Source organism: Streptomyces sp. NPDC047971 (assembly GCF_040653355.1).
GTDB lineage: Bacteria > Actinomycetota > Actinomycetes > Streptomycetales > Streptomycetaceae > Streptomyces.
Window position 1 is genome coordinate 109,901 of record NZ_JBEZNW010000018.1, and the last position, 15,031, is coordinate 124,931.

At 72.6% G+C, this 15,031-nt stretch carries 13 protein-coding genes and 1 pseudogene; 5 read left to right on the forward strand and 9 right to left on the reverse strand.

Annotated elements, in window-relative coordinates; translation table 11 throughout:
- Positions 1 to 2: 2 nt before the first annotated feature.
- Genes AB0D99_RS19030 through AB0D99_RS19040 form a run of 3 tightly spaced genes read right to left on the reverse strand, consistent with a single transcriptional unit; the run spans position 3 to position 3,207 of the window.
- A complete protein-coding gene (locus AB0D99_RS19030; protein WP_362362893.1) occupies positions 3 to 866 on the reverse strand; it encodes an acyl-CoA dehydrogenase family protein in 864 nt (287 codons plus the stop codon).
- A 14-nt stretch (positions 867 to 880) separates the two neighbouring features.
- Positions 881 to 2,017 (reverse strand): acyl-CoA dehydrogenase family protein, encoded by a 1,137-nt coding sequence (locus AB0D99_RS19035; protein WP_362362896.1) that lies wholly within the window; start codon positions 2,015 to 2,017, stop codon positions 881 to 883.
- Positions 2,017 to 3,207: an amidohydrolase family protein gene (locus tag AB0D99_RS19040; protein ID WP_362362899.1), complete on the reverse strand. Its 1,191-nt coding sequence runs from the start codon at positions 3,205 to 3,207 to the stop codon at positions 2,017 to 2,019. Before AB0D99_RS19040 ends, AB0D99_RS19035 begins: the two co-directional genes overlap by 1 nt.
- Positions 3,208 to 3,358: 151 nt before the next feature.
- On the opposite strand from AB0D99_RS19040, the gene AB0D99_RS19045 reads away from it, so the two are divergent.
- Positions 3,359 to 4,879, forward strand: coding sequence for an AMP-binding protein (locus tag AB0D99_RS19045; RefSeq protein WP_362362902.1), 1,521 nt, complete (start codon positions 3,359 to 3,361; stop codon positions 4,877 to 4,879).
- On the opposite strand, the gene AB0D99_RS19050 is transcribed toward AB0D99_RS19045, so the two are convergent.
- Both AB0D99_RS19050 and AB0D99_RS19055 read right to left on the reverse strand, forming a co-directional pair.
- The gene (locus tag AB0D99_RS19050) at positions 4,866 to 5,384 is read right to left on the reverse strand and encodes an EF-hand domain-containing protein (RefSeq protein ID WP_362362905.1); all 519 of its coding nucleotides are present in this window, start codon (positions 5,382 to 5,384) and stop codon (positions 4,866 to 4,868) included. The two genes, AB0D99_RS19045 and AB0D99_RS19050, sit on opposite strands and share 14 nt — an antisense overlap.
- Before the next feature lie 186 nt (positions 5,385 to 5,570).
- Positions 5,571 to 5,903, reverse strand: a pseudogene (locus AB0D99_RS19055) (STAS domain-containing protein); the annotation flags it as partial.
- 220 nt (positions 5,904 to 6,123) lie between these two features.
- On the opposite strand from AB0D99_RS19055, the gene AB0D99_RS19060 reads away from it, so the two are divergent.
- Positions 6,124 to 6,705, forward strand: a complete 582-nt coding sequence (locus AB0D99_RS19060) for a sigma-70 family RNA polymerase sigma factor (RefSeq protein WP_362362907.1) — start codon at positions 6,124 to 6,126, stop codon at positions 6,703 to 6,705.
- Entirely contained in the window at positions 6,702 to 7,964 is a 1,263-nt protein-coding gene (locus AB0D99_RS19065) for a maleylpyruvate isomerase N-terminal domain-containing protein (RefSeq protein ID WP_362362910.1), read from the forward strand. The genes AB0D99_RS19060 and AB0D99_RS19065 overlap by 4 nt, the downstream gene beginning before the upstream one ends.
- A 75-nt stretch (positions 7,965 to 8,039) precedes the next feature.
- On the opposite strand, the gene purU is transcribed toward AB0D99_RS19065, so the two are convergent.
- The gene (gene purU, locus AB0D99_RS19070; protein ID WP_362362913.1) at positions 8,040 to 8,891 is read right to left on the reverse strand and encodes a formyltetrahydrofolate deformylase; all 852 of its coding nucleotides are present in this window, start codon (positions 8,889 to 8,891) and stop codon (positions 8,040 to 8,042) included.
- A gap of 46 nt (positions 8,892 to 8,937) precedes the next feature.
- The gene (locus AB0D99_RS19075) at positions 8,938 to 9,384 is read right to left on the reverse strand and encodes a hypothetical protein (protein ID WP_362363012.1); all 447 of its coding nucleotides are present in this window, start codon (positions 9,382 to 9,384) and stop codon (positions 8,938 to 8,940) included.
- 203 nt (positions 9,385 to 9,587) lie between these two features.
- Here AB0D99_RS19075 and AB0D99_RS19080 point away from each other — a divergent pair, with 203 nt between their 5' ends.
- Positions 9,588 to 10,898, forward strand: coding sequence for an ABC transporter substrate-binding protein (locus tag AB0D99_RS19080; RefSeq protein WP_362362916.1), 1,311 nt, complete (start codon positions 9,588 to 9,590; stop codon positions 10,896 to 10,898).
- A 52-nt stretch (positions 10,899 to 10,950) separates the two neighbouring features.
- Here AB0D99_RS19080 and AB0D99_RS19085 read toward each other — a convergent pair whose 3' ends face one another.
- Both AB0D99_RS19085 and AB0D99_RS19090 read right to left on the reverse strand, forming a co-directional pair.
- Positions 10,951 to 12,462 (reverse strand): hypothetical protein, encoded by a 1,512-nt coding sequence (locus tag AB0D99_RS19085; RefSeq protein WP_362362919.1) that lies wholly within the window; start codon positions 12,460 to 12,462, stop codon positions 10,951 to 10,953.
- Positions 12,463 to 12,641: 179 nt separating this feature from the next.
- Complete coding sequence (locus AB0D99_RS19090) at positions 12,642 to 14,024, reverse strand: transcriptional regulator (RefSeq protein ID WP_362362922.1); 1,383 nt, start codon at positions 14,022 to 14,024, stop codon at positions 12,642 to 12,644.
- A 263-nt stretch (positions 14,025 to 14,287) separates the two neighbouring features.
- Between AB0D99_RS19090 and AB0D99_RS19095 the strand changes: the two genes are divergently transcribed.
- The gene (locus AB0D99_RS19095; RefSeq protein WP_362362925.1) at positions 14,288 to 14,974 is read left to right on the forward strand and encodes a bifunctional DNA primase/polymerase; all 687 of its coding nucleotides are present in this window, start codon (positions 14,288 to 14,290) and stop codon (positions 14,972 to 14,974) included.
- Positions 14,975 to 15,031: the final 57 nt, after the last annotated feature.

Sequence of the window (15,031 nt, forward strand, 5' to 3'; positions counted from 1 at the left end):
TGCTACAAGGCGGCCGCCTCCGCCTCCTCCGCCTGCGCCTTCGACGGACCGCGCCGCGACCTCACCCAGGCCCGCTTCAGATGCAGGTGCACATCGGACTCCCAGGTGAACCCCATCCCGCCGTGCACCTGGAGGCAGTCCCGCGCGCAGTCGACCGCCGCCTCGTCGGCGAGCAGCTTCGCCCCGGCCATCTCGACGGGGTCACCGGTGACGGCGGCGGCGTAGACCGCGGCCCGGGCGACCTCGGTCCGCACGAGCATCCGCGCGCACAGGTGCTTGACCGCCTGGAAGCCCCCGATCGGCTGCCCGAACTGCTCTCGGGCGCGCGCGTAGGAGACGGCCGCCTCGGTCGTGCGGGCGGCGCTGCCGACCTGCTCGGCGGCGGTGAGCAGACCCTCCACCCCGGACGCGGTCCCGCCCGCGGGCCCCGGCACCCGGTGCAGCGGCGTGAGCGGATCGACGGACCGGACGGGAACCGCCCCGGCGGCGTCCCCCAGAACCGCGTCCGACTCGTCGAGCCATTCGACGAGCCCCCCGTCGACGGAGGCCACCACCACCTCCCCCTCCGCGGCCCCCTCCACGGTGCCCGCCGCCCTATGGGTGGCCACCAGCGGTCCGGGCAGCAGGGCCCGCCCCGCCTCCTCGAAGACGAGGACCGCCTCCGGCAGCCCGAGCCCCACACCGCCCTCCCGCTCCGGCAGCCGCAGCGCGAAGAAGCCGGCGGCCCCCAGCTCCCGCCACAGCCCGCGGTCGAGCGTGCCGCGCTCGACGGAGGCCCGCAGCGCGTCCCTGTCGAAGCGCCCCGCGAGCAGCTCCCGCATCCCCGCCTTCAGCGCCTTCTGGTCGTCCGTCAGCCGGAAGTCCACGAGACCACCACCTCTCATCGCCCCTTCGGCAGGCCGAGAATGCGCTCGGCGACGATGTTCGCCTGGATCTGACTGGTTCCGGCGGCGATCGTGTACGAGAGCGAGGAGAGCCGGTCCAGGTTCCACTCCCGTCCGAGGTCGAGCGCGTCCGGGCCGAGAACGGCGGCCGCCGTGTCGTACAGCTCCTGCCGCGCGTGCGAGTACCGGAGCTTGAAGACCGAGCCGCCGACCCCCGGCACCCCGCCCGTCGCCTCCGCCTCGCTGACGTTCCACTGGGTGAGCCGCCACAGCGCCCGGAACTCGGCGCTCAGCCGGCCGAGCCCGCGCCGGATCACCGGATCGTCCCAGGTGCCGTTCTCCCGCGCCGCCCGGGCGAGTTCGGCGAGTACCCGCCGGCAGGCGACGACTTCGCCGACGAAGGCCGTTCCGCGCTCGAAGGAGAGCGTCACCATCGTGACGCGCCAGCCGTCGTTCTCGTCGCCGACCCGGTTGGCGACGGGGACGCGGACCTCGTCGAGGAACATCTCGGCGAACTCGGTCGACCCGGCGAGGGTCCGCAGCGGCCGGACGGTGATGCCCGGCGCGTCCATGGGCATGGCGAGCCAGCTGATCCCCCGGTGCTTCGAGGACGCCCCCGGGTCCGTCCTCACGAGCAGCTCGCACCAGTCCGCGACCTCGGCGTGCGAGGTCCAGATCTTGGAGCCGGTGACGACGTACGCGTCCCCGTCCCGCACCGCCCTCGTCCGCAGCGAGGCCAGGTCGGAGCCGGCGTCCGGCTCGCTGAAGCCCTGGCACCACACCTCGTCGCCCCGCAGCACCGGCGGCAGCCACCGCTCCCGCTGCTCCGGCGTCCCCTCGGCGGCGATCGTCGGCCCGGCGTGCAGCAGCCCGACGAAGTTGGCGCCCACGTAGGGGGCCCCGGCCCGCTCGGTCTCCTCGAGGAAGATGAGCCGCTGGGTCGGGGAGGCATCCCAGTGGACGTCCGCGTACCCGGCGTCGTACAGCCGCCGCTGCCAGCCGCAGTCGTACGCCCGCCGCCCCGGCCAGTCCAGCGGGTCGGGCCGGGGCGGCAGGGTCGGCAGGACGCGTGCGAGCCACTCCCGCAGCCGGGACCGGAACTCCTCCTCCTTCTCGTCGTACGCGAGGTCCATCAGACGATGCCCAGGTCCAGCATGCGGATGGCGTTGCCGCGCATGAGCTTGTAGACCGTCTCGTCGTCGAGTCCCTTGACGTGGTCGAGGGCGACTTCCTTGGTGTGCGGGAAGGTGGAGTCGACGTGCGGGTAGTCGGTCTCGAAGGTGGCGTTGTCCCGGCCGACGACGTCGAGCGAGGCGATGCCGTGCTTGTCGCGGAAGAAGCAGCAGAAGATCTGCCGGTAGTAGTACGTCGACGGCGGCTCGGGGACGAGGTCCCGCACCCCGCCCCATGCCCGGTGCTCCTCCCACACGTCGTCCGCGCGTTCCAGGGCGTAGGGGATCCAGCCCATCTGGCCCTCGCTGTACGCCAGCTTCAGCCTCGGGAATCTGACCAGGACGCCGCTGAAGAGGAAGTCCATCATCGAGGCCATCGCGTTGTTGAAGCTCAGGGACGCCTGGACGGCGGGCGGGGCGTCGGGCGAGGCGGCGGGCATCTGGCTGCTGGAGCCGATGTGCATGTTGACGACCGTGCCCGTCTCCTGGCAGACCGCGAAGAACGGGTCCCAGTAGCCGGAGTGGATCGACGGGAGGCCGAGGTAGGTCGGGATCTCGGAGAAGGTGACCGCCTTGACGCCCCGCGCGGCGTTCCGCCGGATCTCGGCGACGGCCAGGTCGATGTCCCAGAGCGGGATGATGCAGAGCGGGATGAGCCGGCCGCCGCTGTCCCCGCACCACTCCTCGACCATCCAGTCGTTGTAGGCGCGGACGCAGGCGAGGGCGACCTCCTTGTCCTTGGCCTCGGCGAAGGTCTGGCCGCAGAAGCGGGGGAAGGTGGGGAAGCAGAGGGACGCCTCGACGTGGTTGAGGTCCATGTCCCGGAGCCGCTCGACGGGGTCCCAGCAGCCGCGCCGCATCTCCGCGCGGGTGATGCCCTCCAGGGTCATCTCGTCGCGGTCGAAGCCGACGGCGGCGATGTTGCGCTTGTACGGGAACTTGAGGTCCTCGTAGATCCACCAGTCGGTCGGCGGCCCGTCGGGGTCCATCGTGATCTGGTACTTCCCGCCGACGTAGGCGAGCTCCCCGATCCCGGCGGTCAGCGGCTGGGGCCCTCGGTCCCGGTACTTGGCCGGGAGCCAGGTCTCGAAGAGATGGGCCGGTTCGATCACGTGGTCGTCGACGCTGATGATCCGCGGAAGTTCCGTCATGAGACCCTCTCCCATTCCCGCATTTCTGATGACCCGTCAGATACCGATCGGTCTCAGGCTAGCTCCCGACCCCTGGACCGACAAGCAGCGGGCCTCTACGCTCTCCAGGCAATCTGACTGGGCGTCAGGTGTGGACGGAGAGGGGATCGTCGTGACCGACATCGCACACACCCTGGGCACCTCCCGCACCCTCTGGGAGCTCGTCGAGCGGCGTGCCGCCCTCACCCCCGACCGGCCCGTCCTCCTCCAGGGGGACCGCGCCCTGACCTTCGGAGAGCTGCGGGACCGCGCCGAGCGGTGCGCCGCCGGGCTGTACGGGATGGGGGTGCGGCCCGGCACGGTCGTGGCCTGGCAGCTGCCGACCCGGATCGAGACCGCCGTCCTCTCCTTCGCGCTGGCCCGTGTCGGAGCCGTGCAGTCCCCGGTCATCCCCTTCTACCGGGACCGCGAGGTCGGCTTCGCGCTGCGCGAGTCCAAGGCCGACTTCTTCGCCGTACCCGGGGTGTGGCGCGGCTTCGACCACACGGAGATGGCGCGCCGGCTCGGCGCGCGCGGGATCTTTGAGGCATACGACGCGCTGCCGGACGGCGACCCGGCCGTCCTGCCGCCGCCCCCCGCCGAGGGCACCGACGTGCGGTGGATCTACTGGACCTCGGGGACGACCTCCGACCCCAAGGGCGTGCTGCACACCGACCGCTCGCTGATCGCGGGCGGCTCCTGCCTCGCCCACGCGCTGCGGTTGCGCGAGGACGACATCGGCTCGATGGCCTTCCCGTACGCGCACATCGCCGGGCCCGACTACACGGTGATGCTGCTGCTCTACGGCTTCCCGGCCGTGATGTTCGAGCAGTTCGCGCTGCCCGAGGCGCTGGCGGAGTACCGCAGGCACGGCGTGACGGTGGCCGGCGGGTCGACCGCCTTCTACTCGATGTTCCTCGCCGAGCAGCGCAAGCAGCCCGGCCGGAAGCTGATCCCGACCCTCCGCCTGCTCGCCGGCGGCGGCGCGCCCAAGCCGCCGGAGATCTACCACTCCGTCGTACGGGAGATGGGCTGCCAGCTCACCCACGGCTACGGGATGACCGAGGTCCCCATGATCACGATGGGCGCGCCGGACGACACGGCGGAGAACCTGGCGACGACGGAGGGACGGCCGCCCGAGGGCATGGAGATACGGATCTCCGAGGGCGGCGAGGTCCGGCTGCGCGGCGAGGCGGTCTGCCGGGGATATCTGGATCCCGCGCAGTCGGCCGCCGCCTTCGACGAGGACGGCTTCCTGATCACGGGTGACGTGGGGCACGTGACCCCGAGCGGCCACCTCGTCCTCACGGGCCGGATCAAGGACATCATCATCCGCAAGGGCGAGAACATCTCCGCCAAGGAGATCGAGGACCTGCTGCACCGGCACCCGGCGGTCGGTGACGCGGCCGTCGTCGGCCTCCCCGACCCCGAGCGCGGCGAACGCGTCTGCGCGGTGATCGAGCAGCCGGCGGGCGCCGCGCCGCTGACCCTGGAGGCCGTCACGGGCTTCCTGCGCGCGGAGGGCCTCTCCGTCCACAAGCTGCCGGAGCAACTGGAGGTGGTGGAGGCCCTGCCGCGCAACGAGACCCTGCGCAAGGTCCTGAAGTACAAGCTGCGCGAGCGCTACTCCGGGAGCCGGGTCACTCCGTCATGAAGTAGTGGGCGAAGGCGGTCACCGCCGCGGACTCGTCGATCCGGCCGGAGTCGAGGGCCGGCAGCGCCCGGACGCTCATGGCCGCCGGCTCCGGGTCGACGCCGAGCGCCAGCAGGGCGCGCTCCACTCCGGCGGGGGTCTCGGCGATGGCGAGGACGGCGTGCAGGAAGGGCCGGGCGATCTCGGCGAAGCGTTCGGGGTGGTCGTGCAGCCGCTTCACCGCGCCGCCGACGAACTCCGCCCGGCTGACCCGCTGGTCCCCGTCGACGTCGGCGATCCCGGCCATGCCCTGCCAGAACGCCTCGGCGCCGTCGCACAGCGCCTGTCCGCGGTCGGAGCGGAACGGCACGTCGAACTCCGTCAGCAGCCGTTTCGCCGCCGTACTGAAGTCCTCGCGCGAGATCGTCCCGTCGCCGTCCTGGTCGAAGGCGGAGAAACGGCGGGCGATCCGGCGCTGGTAGAGCTGTCCGGTGTCCTGGTCCTGCTCGGGTTCCCTGGGCTCCATGGGCGGAGCGTACGTCGAAGGCGGCCCTCGTGCCGAGAGGGGCGGCCGTGTGGAGCCGGGCCGCTACGCGGAGAGACGGCGCGCCTGATGGCTCCGGTGGCGGACGGGCTGGGCCGGCACGGAGGTGGTCTGTCCGACGAGGGTGTCCACGGGCAGGGGCCGGGCGTGCTCGTCGAGCGCGTCGGTGGCGTCCGCGTACACCTCGAAGAGCCGGCGCACTCCGAGCGCGGCCAGGACACGGTTGACGTGCGAGCCCTCCACCGCGCCGCGAGCCGGCAGCACGACCCGCAGGCGGCCGCCGCAGGAGCGCATCAGACGGCGCGCGGCGATCAGCACGCCCACGCCGCTGGAGTCGCAGAAGAGCACCCCCGAGAGATCGAGGACCACGTCGCGCCGGCCGCCCGCGACCGCGTCGTGGACGCGTCTGCGGACCAGCGGTGACGTCACCAGGTCCAGCTCGCCCTGGATGCGCAGCACGGTCCAGGGGTCCCGCTCGTCTTCCTCGACGTGGAGCGTCACGACTAGCGCCCTTCAAACGGAGGCAGTGCTTCCTGTCTCCTCCCGCTGCCCCGCCACGGAAGAACGAAACACCCCGGATGAAAGGTGACGCTTTCCCTACCATCACCGGACCTCGCGCGGGGGTACTTGCCGCAAAGGCGGGTGCGCCGCCTGTCCGGCGCATTACTTTGGATGGGAACTCGGGTCGGGAGGGCAGTCGAAGAGCTCCGGAGGGCTTCGTATGGCGAAGGACACACCACCGCGCTGGGACCGCAGGATGCAGCAGCGGCTCGCGCGCGGTGAGGCCGCCGCGCTCGGAGAGCTCTACGACCGCTTCGCCTCCCTCGTCCACAGCCTGGCCCACCGGGTGCTGGACGACGACAGCGCGGCCGACCAGGTCACCCGCGAGGTGTTCGGCTACATCTGGGAGAACCCCGACGCCTACGACCCCAAGCAGGGCAACATGCGCTCGTGGGTCGCGAAGCTGACCCAGCGGCAGGCCGTGCACCGGCTGCGGCAGACGGAGGCGACGGCGTACGCGGAGACCGGCGAGGGCTCGGCGGAGGAGCTGGAGCAGAAGGTGCGCCGGGCGTCGGTCGCCGCCCGCGCGGACTACATCGTGACGTCGATGCCGGCGCCGTTGCGCGCGGCGCTGGAACTGGCGTACTTCCAGCGGCGGGACTACCGCCAGACCGCCGCCGATCTCGGGGTGACGGAGGACGAGGCGCGGCGCCGGCTGCGGCTCGGGCTGCAACTGCTGTCGACGGCGAACACCCGCCCTCTGGAGGGCACCTCACCGCCCGGCTACGGACGCTCGCTGTGACCGGGGCGAACGGCGACCCGGACGAGGTCGCGCGCGCTCCGCGGATACCGGGACCGCGATCGGCCGCGGACGACCACGCGGACCTGACGGGTCGGCCCGAGGCGGTCGCGAACGCGGCGGCCGTGGAGCCCGCTCCTCCGCCGGAGCCTCCACCGGTCGTGCCGCCGCACAGTGTGCTCAAGTCCCTGCTCGGGGCGTGGGCACTCTCGGCGTGTTCGGCCGAGGAGACCCAGGCCGTCGAGGACCACCTCACCGTCTGCGCGGCGTGCGCGGACGAGGCGCTGCGGCTGCGCGACGCCGTCGGGCTGCTGCACTCCGAGCGGGACCTGGACCTCGATCCGCTGCTGCGCTCCCGGGTGCTGGAGAACTGTCTGGGCCGGCGCCCCGCCCGTATCCCGGTGCCCGCCTGGGCGACGTCGTACGACGCGGAGACCGCCCGGCTCGACGCGCTGCTGCGGGACATCGGCGAGTCGGAGTGGCATGCGCCGGTGCGGCTGAAGTGGTTCGAGGGCGAGCGCCCGGTGAGCCGCAAGACGACGGTGGCCGGGGTGATCGGGCATCTGCTGACCGTGGACGGCCTGGTGTCGACGGCGCTCGGGCTGGGCGACCCGTTGGGGCCTGCGGCCACGGAGGTGTCGCCGACGGAGCGGACGGAGACGTACTGGCAGGGCTCGTACCACCCGCCGACGCGCGGGGTGCGCGAGCCGTGGCGGGAGCAGAGCCACACGCTGATCCGGACGGTGTCGTTCGCCGGGCGGGGCGTCGCGGATCTGACGGTGACGTACGGCGACTTCGCGCTGCCGATGCGGGACTCGCTCCTGGAACGGGCCTTCGAGTGCTGGGTGCACGCGGACGACATCGCGAACGCGGTGGCGTATCCGTACGAGCCGCCGAGCGGGGCGCATCTGCACGGCATGATCGACCTGGCGGCCCGGCTGCTTCCGGCGGCGCTGGCCGACCGGCGCCGCGCGGGGCTGGCGTCCCCGCCGCGCCATCTCGTGACGGCGGGCGCGCCCGGCCGCTCGCTCCATCTGGAGGTCGAGGGCTCGGGCGGCGGTCACTGGTACATCGCCCTGGACTCCCCGGCCGCCCTCGGCTCCCCCGACCACGCGGTGGCACAGGTGGCGATGGACGGGGTCGAGTTCTGCCAGCTGGTGGCGGGCCATGTGCCGCCGGAGGAAGCGGCGGCGGGGCAGGACGGCGACCGCGAGGCGATCCGTGACGTCCTCTTCGCGGCGGCATCGCTGAGCCGCCTGTAGCCGGAGGGCGCCGGCCTCGTACCCACAGCCGGGCCGGCCGTGGCGCGCCCCGCCCTGCGGCGGGGCGCCGCCGGGTTACGCGAAGACGACCGTGCGGCGGCCGTTCAGCAGGATGCGGCGTTCCGCGTGCCACTTCACCGCGCGGGCCAGCGCCTGGCACTCCACGTCCCGGCCGATCGCCACCAGCTGGTCCGGGGAGACCTCGTGGCCCACCCGCTCGACCTCCTGCTCGATGATCGGGCCCTCGTCGAGGTCGGCCGTCACGTAGTGGGCGGTCGCGCCGATCAGCTTCACCCCGCGCGCGTGCGCCTGGTGGTAGGGCTTCGCGCCCTTGAAGCTCGGCAGGAAGGAGTGGTGGATGTTGATGATCCGGCCCGACAGCTGCTTGCACAGGTCGTCCGAGAGCACCTGCATGTAGCGGGCGAGGACGACGAGCTCGATGTTCTCCTCGCGGACCAGCTCCAGGAGCTCGGCCTCCGCCTGCGACTTGGTGTCCTTCGTGACCGGGATGTGCCGGAACGGAAGGCCGTACGAGCCCACCAGCTCGGCGAAGTCCGTGTGGTTGGAGACGACCGCGACGATCTCCACCGGCAGCGCCCCGATGCGCGAGCGGAAGAGCAGGTCGTTCAGGCAGTGGCCGAACTTCGACACCATCAGCACGACCCGCATGCGCTCGTCGGCCCGGTTGATGTGCCAGTCCATCTCGAACGAGTCGCCCACCGCCGCGAAGCTCGCGCGGAGCTTCTCCACGGTCACCGGCGTCTCCGCCGAGAAGTGGACCCGCATGAAGAAGAGACCCGTGTCCCGGTCCTTGAACTGCTGGCTGTCCTCGATGTTGCATCCCGTGATGAAGAGATAGCTCGACACGGCGTGCACGATGCCCTGTTTGTCCGGGCAGGAAAGCGTGAGGACGTACTGGTCGGTCATCCCCGTAGGGTGCCACACCCCGCCGCGGCGGCAGGGTCGCCGTCCGTCAGGCGGACCGCGTCATGATACGGAGCACGTCCAGGGAGCGCGGGGGCGTGTCGGGGTCCTCGGCGTCCGCCGACGCCATCCGTACGTGGGCCTCGCGGGCGGCGCGCACGGCCTCCGGCCACCCGTGGTGCTCCATGTACGCGGAGAACGGCGCGTCGGGCCCCACCTGGTGCATGATCCGCAGCACCCGCAGCACGGCCACGTCCACGAGCGCGGCCTCACCGGAGTCGCGGAAGATCGTCCCCACGTACTTCTCGGCGGACCAGTTGTCGAGCCAGGTGTCCTCGACCAGGCGGTAGACGGCGTCGGTGACGTCGCCGTACCCGTCGAGGCCGGCCAGCCAGACCGTCTCGTGGAACTCGGGATCGGAAAGCATGTGCAGCGCCGAGCGCACATTGCTGCGCCAGCGCCACCACGGCATGTCGTTGAGCGGCATGCCGCCCATGGTGGAGGAGCGACGGCCGCGACGGGAAGAGTTCACCGAACCTGAGACTGGACTGGACACGTTTCGATCGTACGTTCCCTTCCAAGATCGGCGGACCGGGCCCCTCCCCGGCCGTCGCCGACCCCCGCAATTCACCTTCGCGTCACCCCGCGTTGAACCCCGCTCACTTCTGCGTTACCCGTGGGGCGGAATTGTGCATGGTCATGACCGGTAGGCGACTGACCTCACTCCTCGCATATGTCACTGCGGCGACGACCGGGGCGTCGCTGCTCACCGGGTGTGGCGTGCTCCCTGGAATCACGGGTGGATCCAGGGAGCCCGTCACGGTGATGACCTGGGCCCCGGACGGCACCCGCGCCACCAACCAGCCCGGCATGCCCGCCATGGCCCAGGCCTACGCCCGCTGGGTCAACGCCAACGGCGGCATCGACGGCCACGAGCTGCGCATCCTCACCTGCAACGAGCAGAACACCTCCGCCGGGGCCGCGGCCTGCGCGCGCCGGGCCGTCCGCGAGGGCGTCGTCGCCGTCGTCGGCTCCTACAGCCAGAACGGCCGGGCCTTCATGGCCCCGCTGGAGGCGGCGAGCATCCCGTACATCGGCGGCTACGGGATCTCCGAGGACGAGTTCACCAGCCCGCTCTCCTACCCGGTGAACGGCGGCCAGGCGTCCCTCATGGCGGGCCACGGCATGCAACTGGCCGAGTCCTGCCGCAAGGTCTCCCTCGTACGGCCCGACACGCTCGCCGGCGACAAGCTGCCCGACCTCCTCAACTCCGGTCTCAGCAAGGGCCGCCACAAGGACGCCGCCGACATCCCGGCGCTGGAGGACGCCGCCGAGTACACCGAGCAGGCGGGCCGGGCCCGGGCCAGGGCGGGCCGCGAGGAGGGCTGCGTCGCCGCGGTCCTCGGCGAGCGGACCCAGACGTTCTTCGACTCCTTCCGGCGCCTGCCCGCGGACGGGGAGACCGTCGAGGACGGCGGCGGAGACGGGAGCGGGGACGGGGACGGCGGGAAGGGCGGCGAGGACGTGCGGATCTCCTCCGTCCTCGGCAGCGTCAGCCAGCCCGTCATCGACCGCACCGGCGGCGCGCACAGCCCCTTCGAGGGCGCCTACGTCACCGGCTGGTACCCGGAGGCGAACGACGCGCGGTGGGGGCCGATGCGCAAGGTGATCAAGGAGCACGCGTTCGCCGACAACCGTGTCGACCCGGCAGACGCGGGGGTGCAGACGACCTGGATCGCCTACACCGTCCTGAGGCAGGTGATCGAGTCGCTCGACAAGGACACGATCACACCGGCGGCGGTCTCGCACGCCCTCGACCAGGGAGTCCGGATCGACACCGGCGGTCTCACCCCCGAACTGCGCTGGCACTACGAGGACATGCTCGGCGCCCCGCGCTTCCCCCGGATCGTCAACCACGAGGTGACCTTCCAAGTGGTCCGCGAGGGGCGGCTCGTGGCGCAGAAGCCCGGCTTCGTCGACGTCGGCGCCACCGTGCTCGGCGCCCCCTAGGAAGCGTGCCGGCCCTTCCCCACGCAGGGGGAGGGCCGCGACTCCCCTTCTCCTACAGCTGGGTGGGAGTCCGCTGCGGGAGTCCGTACTTCGTGGCGGTCGGGTTCCACAGCGTGGCCGCCTGACGCTTGGCGGTCGTCGCCTCACCGCTCTTCTTCGTCGCCGCCACCGTCTGGCTGGTGCTGCGGGCCTTGCCGCCCTTGCACGCCTTCTTGGGCTTCATCTGGTCCGCCCAGGCGGCGTAGTGGTCGTCGGCGGCGGCCGACGCCTCCCACGCCTTGGTGAGGGCGGCGGTCAGGGCGGCGTTGTCCGGCAGCTGGTCGACCGAGAGTCCCCGCAGCCGGGTCACCAGGTCCCGGCGCTGCTGGGCGGCGCCGCGCAGGTCGGTGGCGGCCTGGTCGAGGTTCTTGCACTGCTTGATGGCCTCGACGGAGCGGATCACCGCGTCACGGCTGTTGTTGCTGTCCGCGAGGAGCTTGTCGAGCGCCTTCGCCTGCGGCTCCGCGGGGTCGGCGGCCTTCTCCGTCGCGCCGGGGGACGGGGTTCCGGAGGAGGCGACCACGTTCTGGCCGGGGCCCTGCTCCTTCTTGTCGTCGTCCCCGCCGCTGAGCAGCGCGCCGGCGCCGAGGCCGACGACCGCGCAGCCGACGACGACGGCGGCGATGAGGGCCAGCGGCGACCGGCGGCGCGGCTCGGGCTCGTCGTCATAGCCGTCCTGGTAGGCGTCCTGCTGGTACGCGCCCTGGAACGGGGACGGCTGCGCGGGCTGCCGGAACTGCTGCTGCGGGGACGGCTGGGGGCTGTACGGCTGCTGCGCCCGCGGTGGCTGGGCGTGCTGCTGCGGCAGGTGCTGCGTGGCGCCGCTGCGGAAGAGGTTGTCGAACTCGGCGGGCGGCTGCCGCTCGCCGGGCATCTGCGGCGGTACGGGAGCGATGTACTGCGTCGCGTCGGAGGCGCCGGCCGGCTGGGCGGGAGCGCCCTGCTGCTGGTGCAGCGGCCCGGTGCCGAGGAACTGCGTGTCCGGCCCGCCCTGCGCCGCGGCGACCGGCGGGATGTGCTGGGTCGCCTGCATGTCCCCGGCGTTGTGCGCGGGAGCCGCCGGCGGGTATCCGTAGCCGCCTTCCGCGGGAGCGGCCGGAGGGTAGCCGTAGCCGCTCTGCGGGGCGCCCTGCGGCGGGAAGCCGTAGCCGCCCTCCGGGGGACGGTGCGACGACAGCGGATGCGAGCCCGGTATGTCCCCGTTCGCCGCGGGCATGGCGCCCGGCATCGGCCCCGGTCCGGCGGACGGCGGGGCACCCTGCGGCGGGACCGGCGCGATGTACTGCGTCGCCTGCATGTCCGCGGCCCCGCCCGGCACGGCCTCCGGCGGCAGCGGCTGCGCGGGCGGCAGGGGCTGCCCCTGCGGCGCCCCACCGGGACCCCAGGCGCCGCCCCACGGCCGGCCTCCGGCCGGGCCTGCGGCCGGGCCGGTCTCCACGCCACCCTCCGCGGGCAGCACGACACCTTCGTGCGTGGGCCGTACCGCCGGATACTGCGGCTCCGGACCCTGTCCGCTTTGCGTCACCGGGACTCCTACTGATGGACCTACGGAATCGTCGGCTCACGCTACCGGGTGCGTCCAGGGCCGCGCACACACGTGTGAGTCCGGTAACAGACCCACAACAACCCCACACACAACTGCCGCACCATCGCGGCCGATCCGCCCCACGGAGCCACCCGCGCGGTGACCGTGGTCACACGGCGTCAGGCCGCGAGCAGGTCGACCCGCGCCCCGAACTCCCGCACCGCCGGCTCCCCCGCGTAGGGCTCCAGTCGCTCCTTGAGGTCGTCCAGATACTCCGTCCCGCGCGAGGACCGCAGGGTGGCCAGCAGCTCCAGCGCCTGCGTGCCCGTGTGGCAGGCGAGTTCCACCTCGCGCCGCTGCACCTGCGCGGAGGCGAGCAGCACCAGACCGATCGCCCTGCGCCTGGCCCGGGTCTGCGGATGGCCGCTCAGCGACTCCTCCGCGGCCCTGGCGGCCGCCTCCGGACGGCCCAGGTCCCGGTGACAGTGGGCCAGTTCGTCCGCGAGATACGCGTGGTCGAAGTGGGCGATCCAGTCCGGGTCGTCCCCCGACTCCGGGTCGGCCCGCTCCAGCGCCCGTACGGCCCGGCCCGCGACCGCCTCGAAGGAGTGGGCGTCCCCCAGCAGCGCGTGCCCCCGGGCCTCGGCCGCGTAGAACATCGCCTCCGCCCGCGGTGTCACGCGCCCCCGCGCTCCCTCCTGCGCCGCCCGGGCCAGCTGGGCGATCTCCCGGGGGTTGCCGAGCTGCGCGGCGAGGTGGCTCATCGAGGCCGCCAGCACATAGCCGCCGTAACCCCGGTCGCCCGCCGCCTGCGCGAGCCGCAGCGCCTGGATGTAGTACCGCTGGGCGAGCCCCGGCTGCCCGGTGTCCACCGCCATGTACCCGGCCAGCTCGGTGAGCCGCGCGACCGCCGCGAACAGCTGCCGGCCCACCGACTCCCGGTACGAGCCCGACAGCATCCCCGCCACCACGCTGTTCAGGTAGTGCACCACGACCGGCCGGACGTGCCCGCTGCCGAACCGCCGGTCCAGGTCGACCAGCGCGGAGGTCATCGCCCGGACCGCCTCCACGTCCGCGAACCCCACCCGCGACCCGGCCGACCGGGCCACCTGCGCGTCCGCGCCCGTGATCAGCCAGTCCCGGCTGGGCTCCACCAGCGCGGAGGCGGCCACCGTGGACCCGGACAGGAAGTCCCGGCGCCCCACGTCGCTGCGCCACAGCTCGCAGACCTGCTCGATCGCGCCGAGCACGGTCGGCGCGAACTGCAGCCCGACGCCGGAGGCCAGGTTCTTGCCGTTCGCCATGCCGATCTCGTCGATGGTGACCGTGCGGCCCAGCTTGCGGCCCAGCGCCTCCGCGATGATCCCCGGCGCCCGGCCGCGCGGCTGCTGCCCGCGCAGCCAGCGCGCCACCGACGTCTTGTCGTAGCGCAGGTCGAGACCGCGTTCGGCCCCGACCATGTTCACCCTGCGGGCGAGGCCCGCGTTGGAGCATGCGGCCTCCTGAATCAGCGCCTGCAGCCGTTCGTTCGGCTGACGGGCAACGAGTGGCCTGGCTGCCATGAGTACCCCCTGAGGCCGGAGAGCGATCCGAGAACTGATCACTGCCCGACGGATATCCGGTCAATGCCGATGTGAACACGCGAAACCGGACGCATCACCCAGTCGTACAGAACCCCGGGCGACACCCCCCGATGGGGGCTACCCACCCACCGCTTCCCGGGCCCACGCGCGCCCCCACTCATGCACCCATGCGCCCCGTATGCAGGATCGATGCTCCACACCGCTCTTCACCGCGCCCGTAACCCCAGGTGACGGCGGGAGTTGTGCTCACCGTGGAAGAGACCATCGGAGTCACGGAAGCCGCACACATCCCCAAGCAGCGAGGCGAGCTGCTGCTGGACTGCGCCGTGCGGTATGCGGAAGAGCGGCACTGGGACGTGTTCCCCGGGACCTGGCTGGAAGCCGTGGAGGGCAGGGAGCGCTGCTCCTGCGGGGTGGAGAGCTGCGCCACCCCCGGCGCCCACCCGGCCAGGCCCGACTGGTCGACACAGGCGACCGGCAGCGCCGTCGGGGCGCGACGCATGTGGTCGAAGCAGCCCAAGGCGTCGATCCTGCTGCCGACCGGCCGCACCTTCGACGCGATCGACGTCCCGGAGTCGGCCGGCTTCCTCGCGCTGGCCCGGATGGAGCGCATGGAGCTCACGCTCGGCCCGGTGACCTGCACCCCCGATCGCCGGATGCTCTTCTTCGTCCTGCCCGGCGCCGCCACCAAGGTGCCGGACCTCGTCCGCAAGCTGGGCTGGGCCCCCGCCTCGATCGACCTGGTCACCCGGGGCGAGGGCCACTACGTCGCGGCGCCGCCCACCCGGGTCGGCGGATCCGGGGCCGTGCAGTGGGCGCGGCGGCCCACCCCGGCGAACCGCTGGCTGCCGGACGCCGAGGAGTTGATCAGTCCGCTCGCCTACGCCTGCGGCCGGGAGGCGGCGGCGGCCAGGGCACGTCGGCCGTAGCGGGTTCCCCTTATGGTGTGCTCGTCATTACGGGGACGACCAAGGGGTTGACACAAC

Coding starts and splice junctions, on each gene's coding strand:
- AB0D99_RS19035 (WP_362362896.1), bottom strand. CDS start 2,017: ATGGACCTCGCGTACGACGAGAAGGAGGAGGAGTTCCGGTCCCGGCTG.
- AB0D99_RS19040 (WP_362362899.1), bottom strand. CDS start 3,207: ATGACGGAACTTCCGCGGATCATCAGCGTCGACGACCACGTGATCGAA.
- AB0D99_RS19050 (WP_362362905.1), bottom strand. CDS start 5,384: ATGGAGCCCAGGGAACCCGAGCAGGACCAGGACACCGGACAGCTCTAC.
- AB0D99_RS19060 (WP_362362907.1), top strand. CDS start 6,124: ATGGCGAAGGACACACCACCGCGCTGGGACCGCAGGATGCAGCAGCGG.
- purU (WP_362362913.1), bottom strand. CDS start 8,891: ATGACCGACCAGTACGTCCTCACGCTTTCCTGCCCGGACAAACAGGGC.
- AB0D99_RS19075 (WP_362363012.1), bottom strand. CDS start 9,384: ATGGGCGGCATGCCGCTCAACGACATGCCGTGGTGGCGCTGGCGCAGC.
- AB0D99_RS19080 (WP_362362916.1), top strand. CDS start 9,588: ATGACCGGTAGGCGACTGACCTCACTCCTCGCATATGTCACTGCGGCG.
- AB0D99_RS19090 (WP_362362922.1), bottom strand. CDS start 14,024: ATGGCAGCCAGGCCACTCGTTGCCCGTCAGCCGAACGAACGGCTGCAG.